This is a genomic window from Nonomuraea rubra (assembly GCF_014207985.1).
Classification (GTDB): Bacteria; Actinomycetota; Actinomycetes; order Streptosporangiales; family Streptosporangiaceae; genus Nonomuraea; species Nonomuraea rubra.
Genome location: NZ_JACHMI010000002.1, coordinates 49,518 through 72,907 on the forward strand (window position 1 = coordinate 49,518; position 23,390 = coordinate 72,907).

At 68.5% G+C, this 23,390-nt stretch carries 27 protein-coding genes; 26 read left to right on the forward strand and 1 reads right to left on the reverse strand.

Translation table 11 applies throughout. The features are described from left to right. Positions 1-61: 61 nt before the first annotated feature. Entirely contained in the window at positions 62-1,099 is a 1,038-nt protein-coding gene (locus HD593_RS59820) for a GNAT family N-acetyltransferase (protein ID WP_185112862.1), read from the forward strand. On the opposite strand, the gene HD593_RS59825 is transcribed toward HD593_RS59820, so the two are convergent. Next, positions 1,096-1,464 carry an ASCH domain-containing protein gene (locus HD593_RS59825; RefSeq protein ID WP_246549861.1) on the reverse strand — a complete coding sequence of 123 codons (369 nt, stop codon included), beginning with the start codon at positions 1,462-1,464 and terminating at the stop codon, positions 1,096-1,098. The genes HD593_RS59820 and HD593_RS59825 overlap by 4 nt on opposite strands. A gap of 38 nt (positions 1,465-1,502) precedes the next feature. Here HD593_RS59825 and HD593_RS59830 point away from each other — a divergent pair, with 38 nt between their 5' ends. The 25 genes from HD593_RS59830 (at position 1,503) to HD593_RS59950 (ending at position 23,389) form a co-directional block, all read left to right on the forward strand. After that, the gene (locus tag HD593_RS59830; protein WP_185112864.1) at positions 1,503-1,988 is read left to right on the forward strand and encodes a hypothetical protein; all 486 of its coding nucleotides are present in this window, start codon (positions 1,503-1,505) and stop codon (positions 1,986-1,988) included. Then, positions 1,985-3,271 (forward strand): PBSX family phage terminase large subunit, encoded by a 1,287-nt coding sequence (locus HD593_RS59835; protein ID WP_185112865.1) that lies wholly within the window; start codon positions 1,985-1,987, stop codon positions 3,269-3,271. The genes HD593_RS59830 and HD593_RS59835 overlap by 4 nt, the downstream gene beginning before the upstream one ends. Positions 3,272-3,475: 204 nt before the next feature. After that, complete coding sequence (locus HD593_RS59840; protein WP_185112866.1) at positions 3,476-4,027, forward strand: hypothetical protein; 552 nt, start codon at positions 3,476-3,478, stop codon at positions 4,025-4,027. Between the two features lie 32 nt (positions 4,028-4,059). Further along, the gene (locus HD593_RS59845; RefSeq protein WP_185112867.1) at positions 4,060-6,051 is read left to right on the forward strand and encodes a hypothetical protein; all 1,992 of its coding nucleotides are present in this window, start codon (positions 4,060-4,062) and stop codon (positions 6,049-6,051) included. 13 nt (positions 6,052-6,064) lie between these two features. After that, positions 6,065-6,361, forward strand: a complete 297-nt coding sequence (locus HD593_RS59850) for a hypothetical protein (RefSeq protein ID WP_185112868.1) — start codon at positions 6,065-6,067, stop codon at positions 6,359-6,361. A gap of 9 nt (positions 6,362-6,370) precedes the next feature. After that, on the forward strand, positions 6,371-6,634 hold the full coding sequence (locus HD593_RS59855; protein ID WP_185112869.1) for a hypothetical protein: 264 nt from the start codon (positions 6,371-6,373) through the stop codon (positions 6,632-6,634). Then, on the forward strand, positions 6,631-6,795 hold the full coding sequence (locus HD593_RS59860) for a hypothetical protein (RefSeq protein ID WP_185112870.1): 165 nt from the start codon (positions 6,631-6,633) through the stop codon (positions 6,793-6,795). The genes HD593_RS59855 and HD593_RS59860 overlap by 4 nt, the downstream gene beginning before the upstream one ends. A gap of 15 nt (positions 6,796-6,810) precedes the next feature. After that, positions 6,811-8,385, forward strand: coding sequence for a phage portal protein (locus HD593_RS59865; protein ID WP_185112871.1), 1,575 nt, complete (start codon positions 6,811-6,813; stop codon positions 8,383-8,385). Continuing rightward, positions 8,385-10,361 (forward strand): phage minor capsid protein, encoded by a 1,977-nt coding sequence (locus tag HD593_RS59870; protein ID WP_185112872.1) that lies wholly within the window; start codon positions 8,385-8,387, stop codon positions 10,359-10,361. The genes HD593_RS59865 and HD593_RS59870 overlap by 1 nt, the downstream gene beginning before the upstream one ends. Further along, a complete protein-coding gene (locus tag HD593_RS59875; protein WP_185112873.1) occupies positions 10,358-10,528 on the forward strand; it encodes an Rmf/CrpP fold protein in 171 nt (56 codons plus the stop codon). Before HD593_RS59870 ends, HD593_RS59875 begins: the two co-directional genes overlap by 4 nt. Positions 10,529-10,604: 76 nt before the next feature. Further along, entirely contained in the window at positions 10,605-11,366 is a 762-nt protein-coding gene (locus HD593_RS59880; protein WP_185112874.1) for a hypothetical protein, read from the forward strand. 50 nt (positions 11,367-11,416) lie between these two features. After that, positions 11,417-12,355 carry a major capsid protein gene (locus HD593_RS59885; protein WP_185112875.1) on the forward strand — a complete coding sequence of 313 codons (939 nt, stop codon included), beginning with the start codon at positions 11,417-11,419 and terminating at the stop codon, positions 12,353-12,355. After that, entirely contained in the window at positions 12,352-12,570 is a 219-nt protein-coding gene (locus tag HD593_RS59890) for a hypothetical protein (RefSeq protein WP_185112876.1), read from the forward strand. Before HD593_RS59885 ends, HD593_RS59890 begins: the two co-directional genes overlap by 4 nt. After that, complete coding sequence (locus tag HD593_RS59895; protein WP_185112877.1) at positions 12,567-12,851, forward strand: hypothetical protein; 285 nt, start codon at positions 12,567-12,569, stop codon at positions 12,849-12,851. The genes HD593_RS59890 and HD593_RS59895 overlap by 4 nt, the downstream gene beginning before the upstream one ends. After that, complete coding sequence (locus HD593_RS59900) at positions 12,838-13,179, forward strand: hypothetical protein (RefSeq protein ID WP_185112878.1); 342 nt, start codon at positions 12,838-12,840, stop codon at positions 13,177-13,179. Before HD593_RS59895 ends, HD593_RS59900 begins: the two co-directional genes overlap by 14 nt. Positions 13,180-13,181: 2 nt before the next feature. Continuing rightward, positions 13,182-13,574 (forward strand): hypothetical protein, encoded by a 393-nt coding sequence (locus tag HD593_RS59905; protein WP_185112879.1) that lies wholly within the window; start codon positions 13,182-13,184, stop codon positions 13,572-13,574. Then, positions 13,574-13,882, forward strand: coding sequence for a hypothetical protein (locus HD593_RS59910; RefSeq protein ID WP_185112880.1), 309 nt, complete (start codon positions 13,574-13,576; stop codon positions 13,880-13,882). The genes HD593_RS59905 and HD593_RS59910 overlap by 1 nt, the downstream gene beginning before the upstream one ends. After that, entirely contained in the window at positions 13,873-14,235 is a 363-nt protein-coding gene (locus HD593_RS59915; protein ID WP_221526843.1) for a minor capsid protein, read from the forward strand. Before HD593_RS59910 ends, HD593_RS59915 begins: the two co-directional genes overlap by 10 nt. Next, positions 14,232-14,681 carry a minor capsid protein gene (locus HD593_RS59920; protein WP_185112881.1) on the forward strand — a complete coding sequence of 150 codons (450 nt, stop codon included), beginning with the start codon at positions 14,232-14,234 and terminating at the stop codon, positions 14,679-14,681. The genes HD593_RS59915 and HD593_RS59920 overlap by 4 nt, the downstream gene beginning before the upstream one ends. Positions 14,682-14,748: 67 nt before the next feature. After that, positions 14,749-15,225 (forward strand): phage tail tube protein, encoded by a 477-nt coding sequence (locus HD593_RS59925; protein WP_185112882.1) that lies wholly within the window; start codon positions 14,749-14,751, stop codon positions 15,223-15,225. Further along, positions 15,222-15,740, forward strand: a complete 519-nt coding sequence (locus HD593_RS59930) for a DUF7426 family protein (protein WP_185112883.1) — start codon at positions 15,222-15,224, stop codon at positions 15,738-15,740. The genes HD593_RS59925 and HD593_RS59930 overlap by 4 nt, the downstream gene beginning before the upstream one ends. A gap of 169 nt (positions 15,741-15,909) precedes the next feature. Next, the gene (locus HD593_RS59935) at positions 15,910-16,596 is read left to right on the forward strand and encodes a DNA cytosine methyltransferase (protein ID WP_185112884.1); all 687 of its coding nucleotides are present in this window, start codon (positions 15,910-15,912) and stop codon (positions 16,594-16,596) included. Between the two features lie 6 nt (positions 16,597-16,602). After that, positions 16,603-18,975, forward strand: coding sequence for a phage tail protein (locus HD593_RS59940; protein ID WP_185112885.1), 2,373 nt, complete (start codon positions 16,603-16,605; stop codon positions 18,973-18,975). A 1-nt stretch (position 18,976) separates the two neighbouring features. Then, positions 18,977-19,846 carry a hypothetical protein gene (locus tag HD593_RS59945; RefSeq protein ID WP_185112886.1) on the forward strand — a complete coding sequence of 290 codons (870 nt, stop codon included), beginning with the start codon at positions 18,977-18,979 and terminating at the stop codon, positions 19,844-19,846. A gap of 825 nt (positions 19,847-20,671) precedes the next feature. Next, a complete protein-coding gene (locus tag HD593_RS59950) occupies positions 20,672-23,389 on the forward strand; it encodes a phage tail protein (RefSeq protein WP_185112887.1) in 2,718 nt (905 codons plus the stop codon). Position 23,390 lies beyond the last annotated feature (1 nt).

Sequence of the window (23,390 nt, forward strand, 5' to 3'; positions counted from 1 at the left end):
GAAAGGTCGTGTTGTGCGAGCCGAGATCACCGTATCGGCACCGGTCCACAGGACTGCCCGAGTGCTGCAGCTCCAGGGCCTGTTCGACGTGCCCGTGGAGGAGCGGCTGAGCAACACCTGGGCCATGGACCTGCCGATCGAGGACCAGCCGTGGAGCGTAGGGCTGATCGTCGGCCCCTCCGGGGCTGGCAAGACGACCATCGCGCGGCACCTGTGGCCCGACCACGTCACCGGCCCGCACACCTGGTCCGAGGACCGGTCGCTCGTGGACGACTTCCCGGCCGACATGTCCATCAAGGACATCGTGGCCCTGCTGGGCGCGGTCGGACTGTCCTCGCCGCCGGCCTGGCTCCGGCCGCACCGAACGCTGAGCACCGGGGAGGCGTTCCGCGCATCCATCGCACGGGCCCTGGCCGAGTCCGGCGACCTGGTCGTCATCGACGAGTTCACGTCGGTCGTGGACCGCCAGGTCGCGCGGGTCGCCAGCCACACGATCCAGAAGACCGTACGGCGCGGTGGCCGCCAGTTCGTCGCCGTGACCTGCCATTACGACGTGCTGGAGTGGCTGCAGCCGGATTGGGTGCTGGACGTCTCGACAGGCTCGTTCGAGTGGAGGTCGGTTCAACCCCGCCCCCAGCTCCAGCTCGAAATCCGGCCGGTCGATGGACAGCTCTGGCCTGTCTTCGCACGTCATCACTATCTGAGCTCGGACCTCCACCGCTCCAGCAAGAAGTTCGCCGGGTTCATCAACGGTGAGCCGGTCGCGTTCCTGGCCTACCGGCACTTCCAGCACCCGGCGACGCGGAACCTGAAGATGGAGCACCGGCTGGTGGTTCTGCCGGACTATCAGGGGCTCGGCATCGGGAGCCGCTTCTCCGAGTGGATGGGGCAGCGGCTGTACGAGCAGGGGTTCCGCTACCGGTCGGTGTCGTCACATCCGGCGCTGATCGCCTACCGAAGCGCGTCGCCGCGGTGGCGGATGATCCAGGGCCAGAAGAAGCTCGGCACCCGGTCCAAGCACCAGTGGATGCACGCGCAGACGCTCGACCCGCGCCGTCTCGGTGTCGTGTCGTTCGAGTACGTGGCACCGCGAATCTAGGCGGCGAACGCCTTTGTCCACCCGGCCGGAGCTGGCCGTAGCCCCAGCGCCCCAGCCGCGGGCATTGGCGTGACGGCCGGTCGGGCGTCGGTGACCAGCCAGTGATTCACCCCGGCGCGGGCCCACAGCGAGCTGCTGTCCTGGCGGATGTCCACGAGGTTCACCGACCCGAGGATCATGCCGCGCAGCATCGGCCCGTCGAGGACGATCCCTAGTTGATCCATGAGCTCGAACCCCTCGGCGTCGATCTTGAGGCCCGAATGGATCAGGAGCCTGCCCCGATACGGCGTGCCCCAGCTCCGGTTCTCCACGTCCTTGATGCCCGCGACGAGCAACGCCGCCCATGGCTGCCGGACGGTCAGCATCCGCACCCGAGAAGCGTAGTAGATCAGGAGCTGCCCTCATGGTCGTCAGCAAGGCCCGTCAGGTCGAGATCTCCCAGCGGCGCTACCAGGCGGTCCAGATGCGGATCGCTGGAGTGTCGCCCACGGTCATCGCCGAGCGGCTGGGCTACTCGGGCGCGGCCTCGGTGTCGAAGGACATCGACAGGGCGCTGCAGAAGGCCGCCAAGCAGGAGCAGATGGCGAGCGAGCAGCTTCTCAAGCTGGAGATCGACCGGCTCGACCGCATCATGGCCTCGCTGTGGCCGAAGGTCGTCAAGGGCGAGGTTCAGGCCTGCGAGACGGCGCTGAAGTGCATCAACCGGCGGTCGGCTCTGCTGGGCCTGGACCTGATCAACAGGAACGGCATCGCGGACGGCGACATGGCGTCTCTGCTGGGCAACCTGCTGCTCCAGATCCAGCAACGGCACACCATCCCCGACCCCGACACGGACACCATCCTCGAGGCCGAGGTGATCGGTGAGATCGAGTCGGGGGACGGCCTGTGAGCACGCCGGCGCCGACGCCGCTGAACCTGTCGCCCAAGCAGCTCCGGTCGATCGGCGAGTCCACAGCTCGCCTGAACATCTGGTCGGGCGCGATCCGGTCGGGCAAGACGATCGCCTCGCTGCTGCGGTGGGTTATGTACGTCGCGAACGCGCCGCGCGGGGGCTCGTTGGTGATCGTGGGCAAGACATCGGACACGATCGCCCGGAACGTCTTTGACGTGCTGCAAGACCCGGCGATCACCGGCCCGATCGCGCGGCGGATCATCTACACCCGTGGCGCTCCCACGGCGAACATCCTCGGGCGACGCATTGAGATCATCTCGTCGAACGACGCCCGGTCGGAGAACCGGCTGCGAGGCATGACCTGTGCTGGTGCTTACGTCGATGAGATCACGCTGATCGAGCGGGAGTTCTGGGACCAGCTCTTGGCCCGGCTCAGCGTCACGGGCGCCAAACTGTTCGGGACCACGAATCCCGATGCTCCGAACCACTGGTTGAAGCGCCAGTTCCTTGACCGCAAGTACGAGCTTGACCTGCGGCATTGGCACTTCAGGTTGGACGACAACACCGCGTTGGACCCGGCGTACGTCAAGGCGCTCAAGGCTGAGTACACCGGGCTCTGGTTCAAGAGATTCATCTTGGGCCAGTGGGTCATGGCCGAGGGCGCGATCTACGACATGTTCGACCCGGACCGGCACGTCGTGGACATCCTGCCGCCCATGGAGCGATGGCTGGCCTGCGGCGTTGACTATGGCACCGTCAATCCGTTCGATGCCATCCTCATCGGCGTATCCACTCCGGACGACACTGGCCAGCGGCGCATCTATCTCGCCAGCGAGTTCCGCTGGGACTCCCGCGCCGAGCGGAAGCAACTCACCGACGCCGAGTACAGCCTGAAGCTCGGGGCGTGGCTGGACAACATCCCCGACACCTACGGCCCCGGCACCCGCGGGGTACGGCCGCAGTGGGTCGTGGTGGATCCATCCGCCGCGTCGTTCATCACGCAACTCCAGCGCGACGGCTTCACCCCGACCATGGGCGACAACTCCGTCAACGACGGCATCCGCACCGTCAGCAATCTGCTCGGCGCTGACCACCTGCGGATCCACCGCTCGGTGTCCGGGTTCCTCGACGAGGTCGGCTCGTACGCGTGGGACGACAAGAAGGCCGAGAAAGGCGACGACGTGCCCGTGAAGGTGGATGACCACGCGTTGGACGCTGTCCGGTACGGCCTGCACACCACGCAAGCGGCCTGGCTGCCGCTGCTGCAGCCGGTCTACTGACCATGAACGCGCACCCCCGTTCTGTGGCGGGCTGAGGGGTGCGTTGCTCCGCACGTCCACCCGCGTGTGTCGAGCACCTGGCGCGGTCCCGGTCCCGTAGTTGAGGGGCTACCAGGCTGGGGCCGCGCCTACGCCACACCGTGTGTTTCACCACGTCAGGGCCATCCGCACCGGGTGGCCCTTCTGCATGTCCGGGAGGGCATCATGCGGGAGACCGCGCGACTGACCGAGGGAAGCCACCTGGCGGCCGGCCTGGGCCGCCACGACACCGCGCGGTGGCGCTGCACCTGGCGACTGGAGAAGTTCCACGGCGACGACACCGGCCCGGACGCCGTGCCGTTCGAGGTGATCGAGCGTGAGGGCAACGCGCTGATGTACGGCGGGGTGTCCGCGCTGTGGCACCGTCTCACCGGCGGCAGCGCGGTGGCCGCGTTCGACGCGACCAACGCGAGGATCGGTGTGGGCGACGGCACCGCCGCGGCGGACCCGCTGCAGACCGACCTGCAGGGCCCGAACAAGGTCCGCAAGGGCATGGACGCCGGCTACCCGCAGCACACGGACAGCACCGGCGCCGCCGCCAACACGGTCACCTTCAGGGCGACGTTCTCCACGGCCGAAGCGAACTTCGCCTGGGCCGAGTGGGGCGTGTTCAACGGCGCGTCCGGCGGGCGGATGCTCAACCGCAAGGTGGAGGCCCTCGGCACGAAGACGTCCGCCGCGTCCTGGGTGTTCACGGTGCAGCTCTCCCTGACCTGAGCCACGCGACTGCCTGACGGGGAGGGGGCGCGGTGGCGACCATCCTGGAGGACTTCGAGGACGACACCTTCGCCCTCACCATCGAGGGCGATTGGGCGCGGGACAACGAGTTCGCTGCCCTCGGCACGTCGTGGTCTTTGAAAAGCGCCGACATCGGCGGAGAAGCCACGACGGAGGTCGTTGTCACCGTCCCGGGTGGGGCGACATCCCTGAGCTTCTACTACAAGGTGTCGTCCGAGCTCGACTACGACGAGTTCCACGTCTTGATCGACGACGTGGAAGTGCTCCTCAACTCCGGCGAGGTGGACTGGACTGAGGCCACGTTCACCCTGACCGGCGCGTCGCAGGTGACCTTCCTCTACACCAAGGACGACTCGGTAGACAGAGGGCGGGACGCTGCCTGGATCGACCAAATCCAGTTCACTGTCCCCGGCGAGACCAAGAGCGCCACCGACATCGGCGCGGTGCTGACCGAGACGGCTGCGGTCGCCCACGTGCCGGAGGTCGCCAAGGCCAGCAGTGACAGCGGGCGTTTGGTCGAGGCGCGCTGGGTGGGTGAGCCGCCAGCGGCCGGTACACCGCCGACGATCCGCTCAACCTCAACGGGCACGTCGGGCTCGTCGAGCTACAACGTCACTGCGCCGGCCGGGGTCGCAGCGAATGATGTGCTGATCGGGATCCAAGCGGCGGACCGGGGGTCCACCGCAAACATGACGACCCCGAGCGGCGGCAGCGCGTGGCAACCGCTGGACTCGCTGGACGGGACCAGCGAACTCGGCGTCATTCAGGCGATCCGAGTGTGGTGGAAGCGTGCGGGGTCGTCCGAACCGACCGCGTACGTCTTCTCCCAGGGCAGTGGCTCGGACGGCACCTGCCTGATCGTGGCCATCAAGGACGCATCGCTGACGGCGACACCCAAGATCGTCCGCTCGACGGACGGCACCGGGCTGAACATCACAACGCCAGGCATCACCCCGGACTCGGGAAGCAACGTTGAGGTCCGGCTGGTTGCGGCCTACGCGCTCGGCGCTGCCATGACCTTCACGACGCCGAATGGGCTGACACCGCTGACTCGCGTCCAGTCGCGGACCTACACCGTCTTGGCGGCGGCGGCTCGTGCGCTGCAGTCGAACGCGGCCACGTCGCCTGCTGACTTCGTGGCTTCGGTAGATGCGGTGGAGTGGCGGGCCGGCTACACCCTGGCCATCGCTCCGGCTGTCACCGGGCCTCCGCAGGTGACCAAGTCAGCGGCCGATGCGGGAGTGGTGGCGGAGTCGTCTGCGGTCACCGTCCTGCCGGACGGCATTCCCAAGGCGGCCAGCGACACCGGAACCCTGGCCGAGATGGCAGTGGCCACGGCCGGCATCACCTCGTTGGACGCGGCGACGCTGGCAGAAGCCGCCGTTCTTGCCACCGAGCAGGCCGGTGCTGATCAAGCGTCGCTGATCGAGTCGTCGATGCTGACGGTCGGCTGGTCCGGCACGGACCAAGCAGTATCAGCTGAAACTGCCCAGGTGGACGTCCAGGTGACGACCAGCGACAGCGGCACGCTGGCCGAGTCGGTAGCCATCGCCGAGACGATCGGCCCGATCTCCAGCGACCACGCAGTGCTGAACGAAGCTGCCGCGCTGGCGGTAGGGACGACAGCCGAGGACACCGGCGCGCTGACCGAGGTCTCAGACGTTGCCGTCCTCAAGCAGGCCAGCGACTTCGCGCAGCTCGTCGAGTCGGTCGAGGTGGGCCTGACATCGGCCGACAGCGCAACGCTCGTCGAGACGATGCAGGGCGCAGCGGGCATCGCTGCCAGCGACAGCGCCGTCATCGACGACGAGGCCGTGGTCGAGGCGCCGCGTGCCGCAACGGACTCGGCAGCTCTCGTTGAGACGGCCACGGTGACAAGCCTGGGCCGGGATATCACCGGGCTTGGCCCGATCTACCGCCGCTGGTCGGCGGGTTCCCCGTACCGCAGGTACACCGCTGGTGAGCCGCGCCGCGACTGGGGCGCGGGCTCACCGCGAACGTAGGGAGGACCGCCCCATGGAACCAATTTCCTCCCTTAGTCGGGAGTTCCTGTACATCCCCGTCAAGGGCCCGTCCGGCGGTGAAGGCGTCGAAGTCGCCTTCACCAAGGAGGACGGCAAGCCAGCCGAGACGGACTGGCACGCCGCGATGTGGGACAACCACAGCGCCGCCGGGGCTGACGCGAAGATCCTCGTCGGCCCCGGCGGTGACGGCGCGGTCGAGCTGCCTGAAGGCACCTACCGGGCGTGGGTCCGGGTGTCCGCCCTCGTCGAACAGCCAGTCCTACCCGGCGGCCTTGTCCCCGTCATCTGAGGAGACCCCATGCTTCGCAACCCAGCCACCGGCGACATTGTCCGCTACCGAGGCAAGCAGGGCCTCCACGCCGTGCGCGCCGCGATCGTTACGGCGGACACGATGACGCTCGACCCCGAGGGCGTCAGGATCGGTGCGCTGCCGCCGCTGGACGACGCATCCCACGTCCACCTGTGGGTGTTCACGCCCGGTCAGGTGGGCGGATTCCACGAGTACAACGTCGCGCCAGGCGACGCGCCAGGCACCTGGCACTGGCCGGTGACGGCCGGATGACCAGTCAGACGATCACCTGGCGACAAGCCGCGGCCCACGCCGCCGCAGTCCTGGAGCGCGCCGACTGCGAGCCCAACCCGGACATGGTCGAGGCCAAGGTCTCTATCGCGGAGGGCTGGACCAGCCTGGCCCTCGCCCTGTCGGAGATCGAACAGACATGAACAGGAGGGTGGCTGATGCCGCTTCCCGAGCGTAATCAGGAGTGGCCGCCGCCAGCGATCCGACAGGAGATGCGGCTCTACGACACTCACGGCGCCTGGTACGCCGGCGACCCGGACAAGCTGGCGCAGGTGTACGGCGGCAACCGGGCAGCGCCGATGGTGGGGATGGACCCGAAGGGCTGGGACCGGCCGATCAGCCGCATGGGCGGATACCTCGGGCGTGCAGTCCGCTACTTCTGGGGAACGCCCACACCGGCCGCGCAGTCACGAGCGACGAAGCTTCACATCCCGCTCGCCGCCGATATCGCCGCCACCAGCGCCGACCTGCTGTTCAGCGAGCCACCGACACTCAAGCTGAAGGGCAAGAAGGGGCAGCAGCGGCTCGACAGCGTGCTGCACGAGGCCGGCGTCTACGGCAGCCTCCTGGAGGCCGCAGAGCTGGCCGCCGCATACGGGGGCGTCTACCTGCGGGTCGGCTGGGACACGACGATGGCTGACCACCCGGTCGTGGACGCGTTGCCGCCGGACGCCGCCGTGCCCGAGTTCCACAACGGCCGGCTGAAGGCGGTGACGTTCTGGCGGGTCGTCTACGAGGACGACCGGTCGGGCGAGGTGTGGCGGCACCTGGAGAAGCACGAGAAGGGCCGCGTCTTCCATGGCTTGTACCTGGGCGATGAGGATCACCTGGGCAGGCAGATGCCGTTGGAGGATCACCCGGCGACCGCCGAGTTCGCCGAGCTGGTGGACGAGGATGGCGGGTTCGACAGCGGGTTCGATCGTGGCCTGCTGGTTGAGTACATCCCGAACATGCGCCCGCACAGGATGATCCGGGGTACGGCGGTCGGCCGCAGTGACTATGCGGGCGTTGAGCCGTTGCTGGACGCGTTGGATGAGACGTGGACGTCTTGGATGCGGGACCTGCGGCTCGGTAAGGCGAGGATCATCGTCCCGGAGATCTACCTGACGACGGCCGGGCGCGGCCAGGCAGCGTCGTGGGATCCGGATCGGGAGATCTACAGTCCGTTGGGCGGCATGCTGCCGTCGCCGCAGAACCCCGGCAGCATGATCACCCTGAGCCAGTTCAAGATCCGGGTGCAAGAGCATGCGGAGACGTCGAAGCACCTGGTGGAGCAGATCGTTCGCGGTGCCGGGTATGCGCTGCAGTCGTTCGCTGAGGGTGGCAATGGCCAGGCCAAGACGGCGACCGAGATCCACATGGAGAAGCACCGGTCGTACTCGACGCGCGGCCGGAAAATCGGCTACTGGACACCGCGACTCGCGTGGCTGTCGGAGGCGATGCTGGCCGTCGATCACGCGGTGTTCGGGACGAAGGTCGTGGCTGAGCGGGCGACCGTGGAATGGCCGGACGGCGTCATGCCCGACCCCGAGAGCATGGGCCGCACGCTGGACATGCTGAACCGGGCGCAAGCCGTCAGCCTGGACACGAAGATCCGTTGGGTTCACCCCGACTGGGACGACGTCCAGGTCCAAGCTGAGAAGGAGCGGCTGCGCGACGAGCTCGGGCTGAACGTGCCGGACCCGGCAGCCCTGGGCGAGACGTGGATCCCTGACGCGAGCGGCGACGACTGATGACCATCACTCCAGCCGCTGCCATCGAGGAGGGTCTGGAGCAGGCGCGCAAGGTCGCCGCCATGTACGCCGACGCGGAGACGGCGCTGCTGGAGCGCATCGCCGCGCGGGTCGGCAAGGACCTTGACAACGACGATGGCGACGACTGGGCGGACAAGCGGCTCTCCGAGGTGACGCAGCTCCGGAAGGAAGCCGAAGCGATCGTCCGCCGGTTGCAGGCCGCGTCGAGAGCTGCCGCTGAGGCGGCGGTGCTGGAAACGTGGGCCGAAGGCATGGACGCCGCGGTGCGCGGTGCCGTGTTGCAGGTCCACGACCGGAAGGTCCGGAAGCGGCTGGCCAAGGTGCTGGAGGACGCGAAGAACCTCGGCGCGAGCCGGGGCATCAACGCCGGCCAGGGCGTTGCCGAGCTGGCCGCGCAGACCGTTCGTATGGTCACGTCGGTCCATGAGGGCGCGCTGCGGGCGGTGGACGACATCTTCCGCAACGTCGTCGCCGAGACTGCCAGCCGAGCGCTGATCGGCGCGGAGACTCGGCGGGAGGCGGCGCAGCGTGCGCTCGACCGGTTCACGGCCGAGGGCATCAAGGGGTTCACTGACTCGGCCAACCCGCCCCGGACCTGGAGCATGGCCAGCTACGCCGAGATGGCTATGCGGACGGCCGTCGCTCGGGCGGCGGTGGACGGTCATCTGTCCACGCTGCGCGAGGCCGGGATCAACCTGGTCAGCGTGTCGCGGCTGCCGTACACGTGCGACCGATGCGCCCGCTGGGAGGGTGAGGTACTGGCCCTGTCCGGATCGGCGGGCACGCGCGTGGAGGAGAACCCAGCCACGGGCGTGCAGGTGTTCGTGCAGGTCGCGGGGACGGTCGCGGAGGCCCGGTTGGCGGGCCTGCTGCACCCGAACTGCGGGCACAGCCTGAACGCCTACCTGCCTGGAGTGTCGAGGCCGGCGCCCGTTGTGCAGTCGAAGACCACCTACAAGGAGTCGCAGCGGCAGCGCTACCTGGAGCGGAAGGTCCGCGAGACCAAGCGGCGCGCGGCGGTTGCGCTCGACGACGACGCCCGCGCGAAGGCGGATGCGAAGACGGCCGCCTACCAGCAGCAGCTCAAGGAGCTGACGAAGGCGACAGGGCTGCGACGCAGAACCGATCGGGAGAGGGCCGACGCCCCGTCTGCGGACCTGGATGAGCTGACCGACCGGGAACTCGCCGACCTGGCCAGCAAGTTCAGCCACGACGAGCAGGCGCTGGCCCGGCTTGAGCAGGAGATGAGCCGCCGCGACGAGGCCGACGCGGCGGCTGCGCGGGCAGCCGGCCCGGCTGCGCAGGACGACCCGATCGCCGCGTTGTCGGAGATCAACGACCTGGGCGACCTGACCGACGACCACGTGTTGGCGCTGATGGAGCGGTACCGCGACGACGAGCAGGGCATGGCCCGCGCGCTCGACGAGCTGGACCGCATCGAGAGGCAGACTCGCGCGCGTGAGAACTGGTCGTGGAACTGGCGCGAGGAGGAGACCGACGCCGACCGGGCGATTTCGGACCTCATCGCGTCGGGCCGCTACTCCTACATGGACGCGTACGCCGAGGTGCACGGGCTGGACCCGGCCGAGCTGGACCGTCAGGAGCGGCGGGCCCTGCTGGAGGCGGACCGCCGGCCGGGCGAGGACATCGATCAGACGGTGCGCCGCCTGTACGCCGAATGGCTCGACCAGGCGTACGAGCGGGCCGAGGCCGACACGAACGGCTTCCTGCTGAACGCCGAAGGGCGTGCGGCCGGGATCAACGAGCGGTCGCTGTTCTCCGGGCCGGCCGCGCGCGCCAGGAAGTACGCCAGCGAGGAGCTGCTGCGCTGGTGGGCGAACAACGCGCGGCTCACCCTCACAGAGTTCCGCGCGCAGTGGCTCGGGCGGGAGTCCGACCGGCGGGCGGCCGAGCAGATCCGAGCGGGCGGCGCCGGGAGGGAGTTCGGAGTATGACCATTTCCGAGACTGACCGCAGAGCGGCCGTGACGTTCGGTCGTCTGGCTGGCGAGCGCGGCATGCCGGTCACCGTCTGCCCGTACCCGGTGCGGGGCGATGACCGGGCGCGTGCGCTGCGGCTGCTGTGGATGCGCACGTACGCGCGGCACACCTCGGGCGCATAGACGCGCCCTTCTTCGGTCCGCCAGGCGCGGGCCTTTCCCATGTTCCGACGACACGCTCCAGGAGGGCGATCTCGTCATGCCTGAAAACACTGTGCCGACCACCGACGACAGCGGCGAAGGCCAGCCGCAGCAGGAGCAGAACCCTCCGGCTGGGGCCGGGGTCACGCCGTCCGAGCCGCCGGCGGCGGACGAGGCGGGGGTCAACCCCGACGCCAAGCGCGTGGACCAGCTCCCGACGTGGGCGCAGAAGCTCATCAAGGACACCCGCGCGGAGGCGGCCGACTGGCGGTCCAAGCTGAAGGACGCGCAGAAGACCGCCGACGAGGCGACCGCCAAGCAGGGGCCGTCTCCGGAGGAGATCACCGAGAAGGTGAAGACGGATTTCGCTCAGCAGATCGCCAAGGCGTTGGGCCTGGCGGCTGAGGAGGAGACGCCGATCGACCCGCAGAAGGTGATCGAGACTCTGACGGCCGAGCGGGACACCACGGCGAAGGAGCGCGACTCGGAGAGGGAACGGCACCGCCGTGCCTTGATCGAGCTGGCGGTGCACCGCGCCAGTCAGAAGGTCGGTGCGGACCCGGACGCCCTGCTCGATTCCAGGTCGTTTCTCAAGGCGGTCCGGGACATGGACCCGGACGCCGACGACTTCTCCACCAGCCTGACGGAGACGATCCAGACGGCGGTGGAGAACAACCCGAAGTTCAAGGCGGCCACCCAGGCGGGGCCGCCCGCGCGCTCGGGGGGCGAGTTCACCGGCGGGCCTGGTGAGCGAGCGCCGAGTTCCGAGCCCTCCATTGACGAGTTCCGCGCCAGGCGTAAGAAGCGCGCCTCGTCCTAGTCGCTGATTGCGGGACCGCAATTAGCTCTCCAAAGAGGTGAAAGGCCCGAATGGCTAACACTTTCCTGACCCCGAGCATTATCGCCAAGGCGGCGCTGGCCACGCTGTACGAGACCTGCGTCATGGCCCAGCTTGTCCACCGCGATTATGAGCAGGAGTTCGTCTCCCGCGTGGGCGACACGATCTCCGTGCGGAAGCCCGCCGTGTTCCAGGCGAACGAGTTCGACCGGGCGACCGGCATCCAGATCCAGAACGCGTCCGAGGGCAGCGTGCCGATCACGCTGAACCACTTCGCCGACGTGAGCTTCAGCGTCACCGCCGAGGAGCTGACGCTGGAGATCGAGGACTTCGGCACGCAGCTCCTCAACCCCGCGATGGAGGCGATCTCGCAGAAGATCGACAGGGACATTCTGAGCCTCAGGAACGACATCGTGCAGCGCGTGGGCGTCCCGGGCACGACTCCCACGGGCCTCACCGGCGAGGTGATCCACCCGTACGACGACCCGAAGACGGCGATCGACGCCAGGCGCGTGCTCAACCAGCGGAACGTCCCGGCGGCGGATAGGCATCTGGTGATCGGCCCGGAGATCGAGGCGCTCTGGCTGTCGGATCCGCTGTTCCACCAGGCCGACGTCAGGGGCGACACGGACGGTCTCCGCGAGGCTTCGCTGGGCAGGCGAGTCTTCGGTCACGATGCCTACCAGACCCAGAACATCGACGCGCCCACGGGCACGCCGACGACTGGCCAGCCGAACACCGAGATCGGAGTGGCTTTCCATAGGACCGCTTTCGCGTTGGTGACTAGGCCCTTGGTCCTTCCGCAGGGCGCGGCCAACGCCGCCGTGGAGAGCTACAAGGGCTTCGGCGTCCGCGTGGTGATGGACTACGACATCTCGAAGAAGCAGGACATCGTGTCGGTGGACTGCCTCTACGGCGTCAAGACTCTCGACGCCAACAGGGCTGTGCTGATCCACGGGGTCGCGGCGTGACCGGCTGGGCCCGATTCGGTGACGTCATCTTCCCGCTGTCGTCCGTGACCAGTATCTCGGTCAAGCCCACGACCGGCGGCAAGTACTACGTCGAGGTGGACCGCTACGTGGGCAACTACCTGGTCACGAACCAGACTCCCGCGATCGACACCAAGGCGGAGGCCACTCAGACGGCCGAGCGGATCGCGCACGGTCTCTACTGGGAGGCCGCGTGACGTTCATCTACCGCAACGCCAACACTGGGCAGGTGGTCCCGCTTGAACAGCGAGACCCCTGCCTGGACATGTTGGACAACTGGCGGATCGTCGGCGGGCCCGAGCCCGCCGACGCGTCCGGTCCGGCTTCGGCCGGGCCGGTCCGCCCGTCCGAGCACGACAACAAGGCGGCATGGGTCGAGTACGCGGTCGCGCGCGGCATGTCCGAGAGCGACGCCAAGGCGCTGAGTAAGGCGGCCTTGATCGAGGAGTTCGGGGAGGACGACGATGGCGAGGACTGATCTGGCCGTCCGGCCCATGCCGCGCATCGGCGTTGCGCTCGGCGTCGGCCTGGTCGCGGCCAACGTGGACGGCAACGCCTTCGACCACACCGACCGGCGCATGCTGCTGATCAAGAACAGCAACGGCGCGCCCGCGACGGTGACCGTGCAGATCCCGGCGACGGTCGAGGGCCAGGACGTGGAGGACCTGCCGGTCACCATCCCGGCCAACGACAGCGTGCTGCTGCCGCCGTTCAGCGCGGTGTACCGGCAGGAGAACGGCAAGGTGTACATCGACTACGCGGCCCCGGCTGGCCTCACGGTCGGCGTGCTCGAACAGCCGGTGTAGCCATGGCGTACGCAACCGCTGCCGACTACACGGCATACAGCGGCCAGGCCGCGCCGCCCGACGACATCGACCGGAGGTTGGAGCGCGCGTCCGAGCGCATCGACGAGATGCTGTTCGCCTCGATCTACCCGACCGACGACGCTGGCCTGCCCACCCGGCCGGAAGACGTCGAGGCGATGAAACGGGCGACGTGCGCGCAGGTCGCGTGGACGATCGCCACGGGCGATGAGTTCGGCGTGGCTGCGGCGTTCAAGTCGGTGTCGATCGGCTCGGTCCGGCTGGACCGTGGAGGCTCCGGAGACGCGCCGCCCCCGCGGTACTCACCGGACGCCTCCTCGATCCTGCAGCGGGCCGGCCTGCTGCCCGGCTACATCCTCGACGGGAGCGTGTGGTGATGCTGCCCGAATGGCTGCTGCGCCACAAGGCGACCATCGAGCCGTTCCAAGGCGACGGCGCGTACGGCCCCGTGTTCGGGGACGCGTTCGAGGCCCGCTGTCTCGTGGACGACGAGCGGCGCCTGGTGCGCGACGCCCAGGGCGCCGAGGTCGTCTCCGACACGACCGTGTTCTTCCCTCCGGGCACCACCTGCCCGGAGGGCAGCAGGGTCACCGTCAACGGGCGGCAGACCACCGTCATCACGTCCTTCGCCCGCGACGGTGGCGGGCTGCCGACCCCGGATCACGTTGAGGTGGTGTGTCGCTGATGGTCAACGCCAAGTTCAACGCGAAGATCAACGGTGAGGAGATCACCGCAGAGATGCGGCGCGCGGCCGCGCGCGGTCTGCGCCTCGCGACCGAGCACGTGCTGTCAGTGTCCAATCAGCGGGTGCCGCACGACGTGGGCGACCTGGAGCGATCGGGCGCGGCTGTCGTTGACCGAGAGGACCTGGTCGGCGTCATCTCGTACGACACCCCATACGCGCGTACCCAGCACGAGAACCTGGACTACCAGCACAAGCCGGGGCGCACAGCGAAGTTCCTGGAGCTCGCGCTCCGCGAGGAAGCCGAGACGGTCAAGCTGATGCTCGCCCGGCAGCTCCAGCAGGTGTTCAAGTGAGCGGCTGGACGCGCGACCTGCTGACAGGGTTCGCGGTCCTGCTCGGCGAAGCCGACGTGGCGACCTGGAACCCGAACGGCATCTACACCGACAACCAGACGGCCCTCACGATCGGTGGCCTCCCGGCCAAGCCAGACACAGCGATTGCGCTCGCCGTGTACGGCGTAGGCCAGGCCGGCGACGACGTTGAACAGCCGGACTCGGCCGTGCAGATGCAGGCCCGATTCCGGGCCAAGACGGACCCCCGGGTTGTGGACGACCTGGCGGACGGCGTGTTCGACGCGATTCATGGCCTGGCCAACGTGACGCTCTCGACAGGCGTGCACGTGCTGCTCGCTCGGCGGACGCTCGTCGCCCCGCTCGGCCGCGACTCCAGCGGCCGGTGGGAGCGGGCCGACTCCTTCGACCTGATGGTCCATCGGCCGTCGCCGCACCGCGACGTCTGATCCCACCTTTCACTGCTGATTGCGGTACCGCAATCAGTGCTTTGACGTGCCCATTTAAGGAGTGAACATGGCGCTGCGAAGCCTGCTCGCTAAGGACTGGAAGCTCGACGTGGCGACCGGTGCCGACCCGGAGAACCCGACCTGGCTCCCCGTGCGGGGCCTGACGTCGTTCCAGGAGACCACCGACGACAACACCGAAGAGGACTCGGACTTCGACGACGAGGAGGGCTGGGGCTCCTCCGTCGTGACCGGCCGGACGTGGCAGATCGAGGCCGAGGGCCGCCGAAAGCGGACCGACGCCGCGGTGTTCACCGCCGACCCGGGCCAGGAGGCCATCCGGAAGGCGGCCCGCAAGGTCGGGTTCGAGGCCAACATCAAGGTGAGGTGGTACCGGCGGGACGGCGCGAACGACGCCTACGAGGGCACCTGCACCGTCTCCGAGTTCACCAAGGGCGGTTCGGTGACCGACCTGGAGCCGTTCAACTTCACGCTGCTCGGCCAGGGCGCCCCGGTCGAGATCACGAACCCGGTGGCCACCCCGTGACCCAGTTCCAGGACCTCGACGAGTTCTTCGACGACACCTTGCCGCTCCCGGTGGGCGGGAAGTGGTACCGCATCCCCGCCCCCGACGCCGAGGTCGGCCTGCTGTGCCAGCGGCTCATGCACGCCAGCATGGCCGCCGAGCAGGGCGAGACGGTGGACGACCCCAAGCTCAACGAGCTGGCCGAGGTTGTTCTGTCCGATGACGAGGAGCGCGACCTGTACCAGCGCATCCTCGGGCCGGTGTGGCACGAGCTGCGCACGGACGGCGTGTCGTGGCCGAAGGTCCAGCACGTCGGCGCGACCGCGCTGGTGTGGGTCGCGGCCGGTAAGGAAGCAGCCGCGAAAATCTGGGCCTCGGGCGGCGTGGGGGAAGCCCCGGCCCCGAACCGGGCGACTCGTCGGGCGACGGCAGCGGCGGCGACATCGACCCGATCTCGGGGCTCCGCGACTACTACGACCCGGACGACGGCCTCTCGGTCTCGCAAGGCCGCACCGTCTCGTGGCAAGACATCCTGACCCGCTGGGCGCTCGTCGAGCCCGACCTGCACGAGGTGTACGGCATCGACGTCGGCGAGCCCGGCGTGCTGCGCACCCGCTCGTGGAGGTGGCTGCGGACGCGCGTGCATGGGCTGCTGACGTGTGACTCTCGCCTGGCCCGTGCCTTGGACCCGGGCGAGGGACGGCAGTGAGGCGGGTCCTCGACGCGTTCTGCGGCGTAGGCGGGGCGGCGCGCGGCTACCAGCGCGCGGGGTTCCACGTCGTCGGCGTGGACGTCCGGCCGATGCCCCGGTACTGCGGGGACGAGTTCGTGCGCGGCAACGCGATCGAGTTCATCGCCCGGTACGGCCACGAGTTCGACTTCATCCACGCGTCGCCGCCGTGCCAGGCGCACACGACGCTGACGCTCGGCACGAACCACGGTCGCGCCTATCCGGACCTGATCGCGGTGACACGGCGGGTGCTGCGGGGGACCGGCCGGCCGTGGGTGATCGAGAACGTCCCAGCCGCGCCCATCCGCCGGGACCTGATGCTGTGCGGAGCCATGTTCCCGGAGCTGGCGGTGCTGCGGCACCGCTGGTTCGAGTTCGGCGGCGTCCGCGTCGCCCAGCCCGAGCATCCGAAGCACCGCGGCCGCGTCGCCGGCTATCGGCATGGCGACTGGCACGAGGGCCCGTACGTCGCGGTGTACGGCAAGGGCGGGGGCAAGGGGCCGACGTCGCTGTGGCAGCAGGCCATGGGCATCGACTGGCCCGCCGCCCGGCGGGAGATCCGGCAGGCGATCCCCCCGGCGTACACCGAGCTGATCGGGCGGGCTGTCCACGCGCAGCTTCCGGCCGCTGACTTCACCCCATTCAAGACCCACAGGAGGTGAGACCCGGTGACGCTGAACGTTGGCGAACTCTTCGCGACCATCGACGTGAAGGACCGGGGCACGAGCAAGGTCAACCGGTTCATGACCTTCATGCGCGACGCCGCGAAGAAGCTCGACCTCGACGCGGGCAAGCTCGCCAAGTCGGCCGGCTCGGTGGGTGTCAAGGCCACAGCTACGGCGCTCCAGGTGTCCTCCATGGCAGCTTCGATGGCCGCCGCCGCGCAGGGCGCGGTCGGTCTGGTCGCGGCCCTGGCTCCGGCGGCGGGTATCGTCGCTGCTCTGCCGGGCGCGATCGCTCTCGGGCAGGCGGCGCTGGCCACTCTCAAGATCGCCTTGGCTGGCGTGGGCGACGCTTTCTCCGCCGCACTGGGCGACGACCCGAAGAAGTTCGAGGAAAGCCTGGCGGGGCTCTCACCTGCGGCGCAGGCCGCCGCGCGCGAGCTGCACTCGGTCAAGCCCGCGATCGACGGGCTGCGGTCCGCCGTCCAGGACGCCTTCTTCGCGCCGCTGGCCGGCCAGATCCGAGCTGTAGCGGACGCCGTGGTCGGGCCGCTGGCCAGTGGGATGCAGGGCGTGGCGCGGGAGTTCGGTCTCGCCGGTGCGGAGGCGGCGCGGTTCGCCTCCTCCTCGGCGACGGTGGCGGCCATCTCGTCCATCTTCGGATCGCTGCGTTCGGCGGTCGCTGCACTGCAGCCCGCCATCCAGCCCGTGCTGGCTGGCTTTCGTGACATCGCTGTGGTGGGCGCGTCCTTTTCGTCGGGGCTGGTTCCCGGCATCGCGTCGGCGGCTCAGCGGTTCGGAGAGTTCCTGTCCAATGCCGCTAACAGCGGTACCGCTCTTAGCTGGATGCAGGGCGCGGTGGACGTGTTCAAGCAGCTCGGACAGGTCGGCGGTGACGTGATCGGCATCGTCAAGTCGATCTTCTCGGCGATGTCCTCGGGCGGGTCCGGGGCGCTGGGCGTGGTTGGCCAGCTTCTTGATCAGCTCAACGCCTTCTTGGCGAGCGCTCAGGGCCAGCAGGCGCTCGTGGCGATCTTCACTGCGTTGTCGCAGGTCGGAAGCGCCTTGATGCCGATCTTCCGGGCGCTCGGTGGCGCGCTGGCGCAGGTGGCGCCGCACATCGGTGCCATCGCGACGGCGCTGGGTCCGGGGCTTGCCGCCGCGGTGTCCGCGCTCGGGCCAGCCTTGGCGGCCTTGGGTCCTGGGCTGACCATGGTCGCCCAGATGCTCGCACAGGCGTTCGCATCGCCGGAGCTGCAGTCCGGGCTGCTCATGCTCGGTCAGGGGCTCTCTGCCGCGCTCTCCGCACTCGCTCCTTTGCTGCCAGCGGTAGCGCAGTTGGCAGGCATCGTGGGCCAGGTCCTCGGCATTGCGCTGAGTAATCTCTCGGCTGCGCTCGGTCCGGTGATCAGTGCCTTGTCGAGTGCCCTGCAACCTGCCCTCGCGTCCATTTCGTCCGCTTTTGCCCAACTCGGGCCTGCGATGCAGCCCATTTATGCAGCTTTCGGTCAGATAGCGGGCGCAATTGTGCAATCCGTGCTGCCGCCGATCCTGCAGCTAGTCCCTTCGCTGCTAAATGGGCTAGTTCCTGCCTTTGTCGAACTGATCAATGCCGTTAATCCGCTTATTCCGCTTTTGACCGATTTGCTGGTCATGGCGATCAAGGACATCCTGCCTGCGGTCGTGCCCGTCATCCCGATCGTGACTCAACTCGGAGTCGCCTTCGTGCAGATGGGCGCCAAGGTGGCCCAGATCGTCGCGCAGATCAAGCCCGCCATCGAGGCCGGAGTCGCGATCTTCCGCTGGATGTACAACATCCTCGTCGGCAATTCGATCATCCCCGACATGGTCAACGCCATCGGCACGTGGATCGGCACGAAGCTCATCGGCTGGTTCTCGGCGCTGCCAGGCAAGATCAAAAACGCGATGTCGTCCATAGGCCCGACCATGGCAGGCATTGCCCAGGACGTGGTCTCAGGCTTCTGGAACAAACTCCAGTCGCTGGCCAGCGGGCTGTACAACAACGTCCGCAACTTCTTCTCCAACATCGTCAAGAGCGCCAAGGACGCCCTCGGCATCAAGTCGCCGTCGAAGGTGTTCGCCCAGATCGGAGCCTTCATGATGCAAGGCATGTCGATCGGCGTGGACAAGGCCCGCGGGGTCGTCATGTCGTCGCTGAAGAAGGTGGCCACGCTGGCGACGCGGACTGCGATGCCGGACCTGTCGGTGCCGGGTGTGACCGTCCCGGACGGGATCGGCAGTGGGCGCGCCATGTCGCGGACGGTGGTCAACGTGACGAACCACTACCCGCAGGCGGAGCCGACCTCCGTGACCGTGAACCGGTCGCTCCAGTACGTCGGCGCGATGGGAGTGATCTGACATGCCGAGCTACTCACTCGACGGCGTGCCGCTGGACCACCCGGCCGGCTGCTGGCGAACAAAGAAGGGGACGCAGAGGCGGCCCTTGCCTGGCGCGCGGGCCGTGAAGGTCAGCGTGCCGGGCTGGCACGGGGACATCCCGGTCGTCGGCCTCGACCTGGAGGCCACGACGTTCGGCCTGACGTTCAAGGTCACGTCGGCCACTCCTTCGGGGGCGGACGGCGGCTACGAGCAGATGGAGCGCAACCTGGAGGCGCTGTCGGCGTTGCTCGGGACGCGTCACCGGCTGATGAAGCTGCGCTATCAGGCGGGTTCGCTGGTCCGTGTCGCCGACGTGCAGATCACGGCCGCCAGCGAGCCGGAGGTCAACACCGGCGCTGCGACCGCCCGGCTCACGGCTGTGGTCGAGGTGCCGGGCGCGCTGTGGCGGGACGAATCCGAGTCCACCTGGGCGGGTGAGCCCAACCAGCTCGCCCAGCCGGTTACCCCGCTCGCGGGCGCGACCGGCCCCATCGTGGATGCGGTGCTGCGCTTCACAGGGCCGGCCGTGCAGCCGTCGATCGGGGACGTCGCTACGGGCGGTTGGGTGCTGCGTCCGGGCGGGCTGCTGGCGGGGGAGAGGCTGCTGATCGACTGCGGCCGGATGCAGGCCGCGGTCGTCACCGACGATACGTGGGAGCTGACCGCCGGGGACGACGTGACGGGGCAGATCGACGCGATCGGCCCCGGCTCGCAGTTCCGGTGGCTGCACCTCACTCCAAGCGTGGCGGTGGCCGATCCGTTCAGCCGTGCCGTGCTGGTCTCGACCTCGGCGACGAGCACCGACGCCTCGTCCAAGGTGGAGATCAGGGCTCGCCGCTCCTACCTGTAGGGGCCAATGTGGTGCACAGGACTGGTAGAGCGTTGGGATGCTACGGGATCGGCATGGATCTGTAATCCATCCAATCCATCCAATCCATCCACGGATGGATTGGATGGATTGGATGAAGAATTTCCTCGCAGGATGGAAAGAAGGAAAGAAAGAAAAGCCGTATGAAGATTCCATCCATGGATGGAAGGATGGAGTCCCGGATGGAACGAAACTCCGCGCGAACGGTGGGATGTCGCGTACTCTGGCGGCTGCTCCAACGGCGGGCGGAGTTGCTAGACTGATTGCGCTCAGATGGCAGCTGTTCCGTGGCTGCGTCGCGAGCTGGGGTGACCCCGCCCCTGGCCGCCAAACCGTAGAGCGGGGCCCATCGGACCAGCCAGTGCGATGCCTAGCTAGGCCCGATCCCCTTAAGAAGGTCAAGCAGGGCGATCAGGAGTTGGATCATCAATAACCACTCCTGGTCGTCCGGCTCGCCTGATCCCACTGCTTGCATTCATTCCTCCATCCGGGCCGATCCGCCTTGGGTGGGGCCGCGGCCCGCTCGGCCGCCCCGCGAGACACCCATGTGGACTGGTCCACTTGGGTCTCCCGCAGCACGGCCGCGCGACATATGGAGGAACGCGAAGCGTGAGCTATGAACCGTTAGTCTAGCGCGCCTTAAAGCGCTGCATGCCATTCTTTGCGGCTGTAGGAAACAGTAGGGAACGGGGCGTACTTCTGCGGTTTCTCCGCCTTCTGCAGGTCAGCCGTTGAGGCCGACACATTTACGACACGTTATGGCCTCGTCGAATGTTTCCAAGGTTGGGCCAACAAGGAGGCGGGCCGGTGTCGTTCGACCTCCGACTTGTCGCTTTTGCCCCATTCGGTGACCGGCTCGGCGTGCTCCCGCACCCGCTGTCGGTCGAGGCTGGCTGGCCGCTCAATGACGTGCCATCGCTGAAGCTCAGCTACACCACGGCGGCGATCGGTGCTGCCCTGCTTGACCAGCCGTGCGAAATCGGCGTCGAGTGGAGCATCGACGGCACCGTGTGGACCGAAGCCGTGGACGCGCGGTTCCTGCGCATCAAGCGCCGTGGCGACGTCTCCGACACGACCGGGCTGGCCAGTTTCGAGCTGCCGGGCTTCGTGTGGATGCTCCGCAAGATCGTGCTCCATCCCGGTGTGGCACCGCTGGTGGACGGCAAGAGGCCGTTCCTCAGCGCGACGGCGGGCGAGATCCTGCAGACGTTCATCGCAGAGGCCAAAGGCCGGGGCGCGGTGCCGGGCCTGCAATGGGACTTCACCCCGGAGGAGGACAGCGCGGGCCAGGCGTGGGACAAGGTCATCACGATCTACTACCAGCCAGGTATCGACGCGCTGACGGCGCTGCAGAACCTAGCTGAACAGGGCGTGTGCGACTTCCGCACGTCCGGCCGTACGGTGCAGGTGTTCAACGCCGACACAACGATGGCCGACGACCTGGCGTCCGGGCCCAGTCCGGTGGACCTGCGGTACGGGCGCGACGTCGCCGAAGCGCCTGACGAGGGCACGCTGGAGGATACGGCGTCGTCGGTGCTCGTCCTCGGCGACAACGGGCTCGTCAAGACGTACACCAACCCCGCCGCCGTCCAGCCGTGGGGGCCCTGGGAACAGTACGTCGGCGCGGGCGGCGTCTCCGACGAGGGCACCGCGACGATCCTCGCGCAGTCCGCGCTCGAGCGCGCCGCTGCAGAGCGGGTACAGCGCACTCGGGGCATCGTCTTGTACGGGGCGCGCTGGCTGCCGCTGAAGGACTACCGGCCTGGTGACCGGGTGCTCGCGCCCGGGGACGGCGGGGTGTTGGAGTCGCTGCGGGTCCGGCAGGTGACGTTGGCCCGCAACTCGACGGGCGTGCTCGGCGGGTCGCTGGTGCTGCATGACCGGTTCCTCGAACGGGACATCCGCCTGGCCCGGCGGACAGCCGGGATCGTCGGCGGTTCGACGGCGGACGGAGGGTCCGGAGCTCGACCAGCTCCGGAAGCTCCCGAGCCGCGCACGCCGGCGACCCCGGCCGGGCTGGTCGTGAACCCGCTCGCGTACATCGACGAGCACGGCCTGCCGCACGGGCAGGTCACGGCCTCGTGGGGGGCGGTCACCTCCGACGTCGGCGGGGTCACGCTGTCCGTGGGCGGCTACGAGCTGTTCATGCGCGTCAACGAGACCGGCGCGCCATGGTTTCTCGTCACCTCGACCGAGGCGGGCGACACCACGGCGACGTACTCGCCGCTCGTCATTGGCGAGTCGTACGCCTTCAAGGTGCGGGCGGTGAACCTCGGCAAGGTCGGGACGTTCTCCGAACCGGTGGCGGTGACCATCCCCGACGATGACGAAGCGCCGCCGGTGCCGACCGCTCCGCAGCTCTCCACGCGTCTCGGCGTGGTCCGGGTGACGTGGAACGGGCTCGGCGTGGGCCCGGTGCCGATGCCGCCGGACTTCCTGCACGTCCGCGTGTGGATGCAGGACCCGCTCGCGCCCGGCTGGTCGGAGATTGGCGTTCTGGGGGAGGCCGGAGCGGTCCTCGTGCCGGGCCTTCCGTACGGCGCGGACCGGCAGTTCAGGTTCACGTCCATCGACCGGTCCGGCAACGAATCCGGCCCGTCCGTTTCGGCGACGATCGCTGCGGTGCAGCTTGTCCAGGGCGACGCCGCGAACGAGAGCATCACGACGGGCGCGCTGGTCGCGAACGCGGTCACCGCCGACAAGCTGGCCGCCGGGGCGGTCGAGGCCGAGCACATCACGGCCGGCGCGGTGGTGGCTGACGCTCTCGCCGCGGTGATCACGTTGTCCACGCGGGTCGTCGCGGGCAGCGTGTCCGGGGCGCGGGTCGAGCTCAACAGCTCGGGCCTGGTGGCGTTCAACGGCTCGGGGCAGCAGACCGCCAGCATCTCGGCGGCCAACGGAGCGGTGTCCATCGTGGGCCAGCTCGCATCCGGGGTGACGGGCGCGCGGATCGTGGTCAACCCGGCGGGCGCGGCCAACCCGGAGATCCGCTTTATCCCGGGCAGCGGGACGAACCAGTCGCGCATCTACAGCGACGGCTCCCGCTTCACCGAGGAGGCGACGCTGGTCATGGAGTCGGGCACCAACCAGGCGAGCACCGCGATGTGCCGCCTGACGCACGCGGCAGGGTTCTGGCAGGCGGCGATCCTGAACCCGTCGAATGGTGAGCAGCGCGGCGGTGCGGTGTCGGCGGTTGAGGGGCAGGCGTCGATCGGGTGGGTGCACCCGAGCCAGCAGGACCAACTTCTCGTGTTCGACCAGTCCGGGACGTTCCATCGGGGGACGTGGCTGTACGCCAACGACTCCGGCTTGATCATGCTGTCGGTCTCGGTGTCGAGGGGGGCCACCTACTACCAGGTGGCTCTCGGCTTCGCTTTCCCGACCGTGCCGAAGGTCACGTTCACGGCCGAGCAGACCACGACCATGCAACTCTTCAGCCGCACCAACAGCGACCTGTTCTTCTTCGACCCGTCCGCCGGGACCTCGCCGCCGGCGCGGACGTTCCACATCTGGGCCTGGAGGTGAC

What these genes read in the sequence shown, in the direction of transcription:
- HD593_RS59825 (WP_246549861.1), bottom strand. Translation starts at nt 1,464, where the DNA reads ATGCTGACCGTCCGGCAGCCATGGGCGGCGTTGCTCGTCGCGGGCATC.
- HD593_RS59830 (WP_185112864.1), top strand. Translation starts at nt 1,503, where the DNA reads ATGGTCGTCAGCAAGGCCCGTCAGGTCGAGATCTCCCAGCGGCGCTAC.
- HD593_RS59840 (WP_185112866.1), top strand. Translation starts at nt 3,476, where the DNA reads ATGCGGGAGACCGCGCGACTGACCGAGGGAAGCCACCTGGCGGCCGGC.
- HD593_RS59850 (WP_185112868.1), top strand. Translation starts at nt 6,065, where the DNA reads ATGGAACCAATTTCCTCCCTTAGTCGGGAGTTCCTGTACATCCCCGTC.
- HD593_RS59855 (WP_185112869.1), top strand. Translation starts at nt 6,371, where the DNA reads ATGCTTCGCAACCCAGCCACCGGCGACATTGTCCGCTACCGAGGCAAG.
- HD593_RS59860 (WP_185112870.1), top strand. Translation starts at nt 6,631, where the DNA reads ATGACCAGTCAGACGATCACCTGGCGACAAGCCGCGGCCCACGCCGCC.
- HD593_RS59865 (WP_185112871.1), top strand. Translation starts at nt 6,811, where the DNA reads ATGCCGCTTCCCGAGCGTAATCAGGAGTGGCCGCCGCCAGCGATCCGA.
- HD593_RS59870 (WP_185112872.1), top strand. Translation starts at nt 8,385, where the DNA reads ATGACCATCACTCCAGCCGCTGCCATCGAGGAGGGTCTGGAGCAGGCG.
- HD593_RS59875 (WP_185112873.1), top strand. Translation starts at nt 10,358, where the DNA reads ATGACCATTTCCGAGACTGACCGCAGAGCGGCCGTGACGTTCGGTCGT.
- HD593_RS59880 (WP_185112874.1), top strand. Translation starts at nt 10,605, where the DNA reads ATGCCTGAAAACACTGTGCCGACCACCGACGACAGCGGCGAAGGCCAG.
- HD593_RS59885 (WP_185112875.1), top strand. Translation starts at nt 11,417, where the DNA reads ATGGCTAACACTTTCCTGACCCCGAGCATTATCGCCAAGGCGGCGCTG.
- HD593_RS59900 (WP_185112878.1), top strand. Translation starts at nt 12,838, where the DNA reads ATGGCGAGGACTGATCTGGCCGTCCGGCCCATGCCGCGCATCGGCGTT.
- HD593_RS59905 (WP_185112879.1), top strand. Translation starts at nt 13,182, where the DNA reads ATGGCGTACGCAACCGCTGCCGACTACACGGCATACAGCGGCCAGGCC.
- HD593_RS59910 (WP_185112880.1), top strand. Translation starts at nt 13,574, where the DNA reads ATGCTGCCCGAATGGCTGCTGCGCCACAAGGCGACCATCGAGCCGTTC.
- HD593_RS59925 (WP_185112882.1), top strand. Translation starts at nt 14,749, where the DNA reads ATGGCGCTGCGAAGCCTGCTCGCTAAGGACTGGAAGCTCGACGTGGCG.
- HD593_RS59945 (WP_185112886.1), top strand. Translation starts at nt 18,977, where the DNA reads ATGCCGAGCTACTCACTCGACGGCGTGCCGCTGGACCACCCGGCCGGC.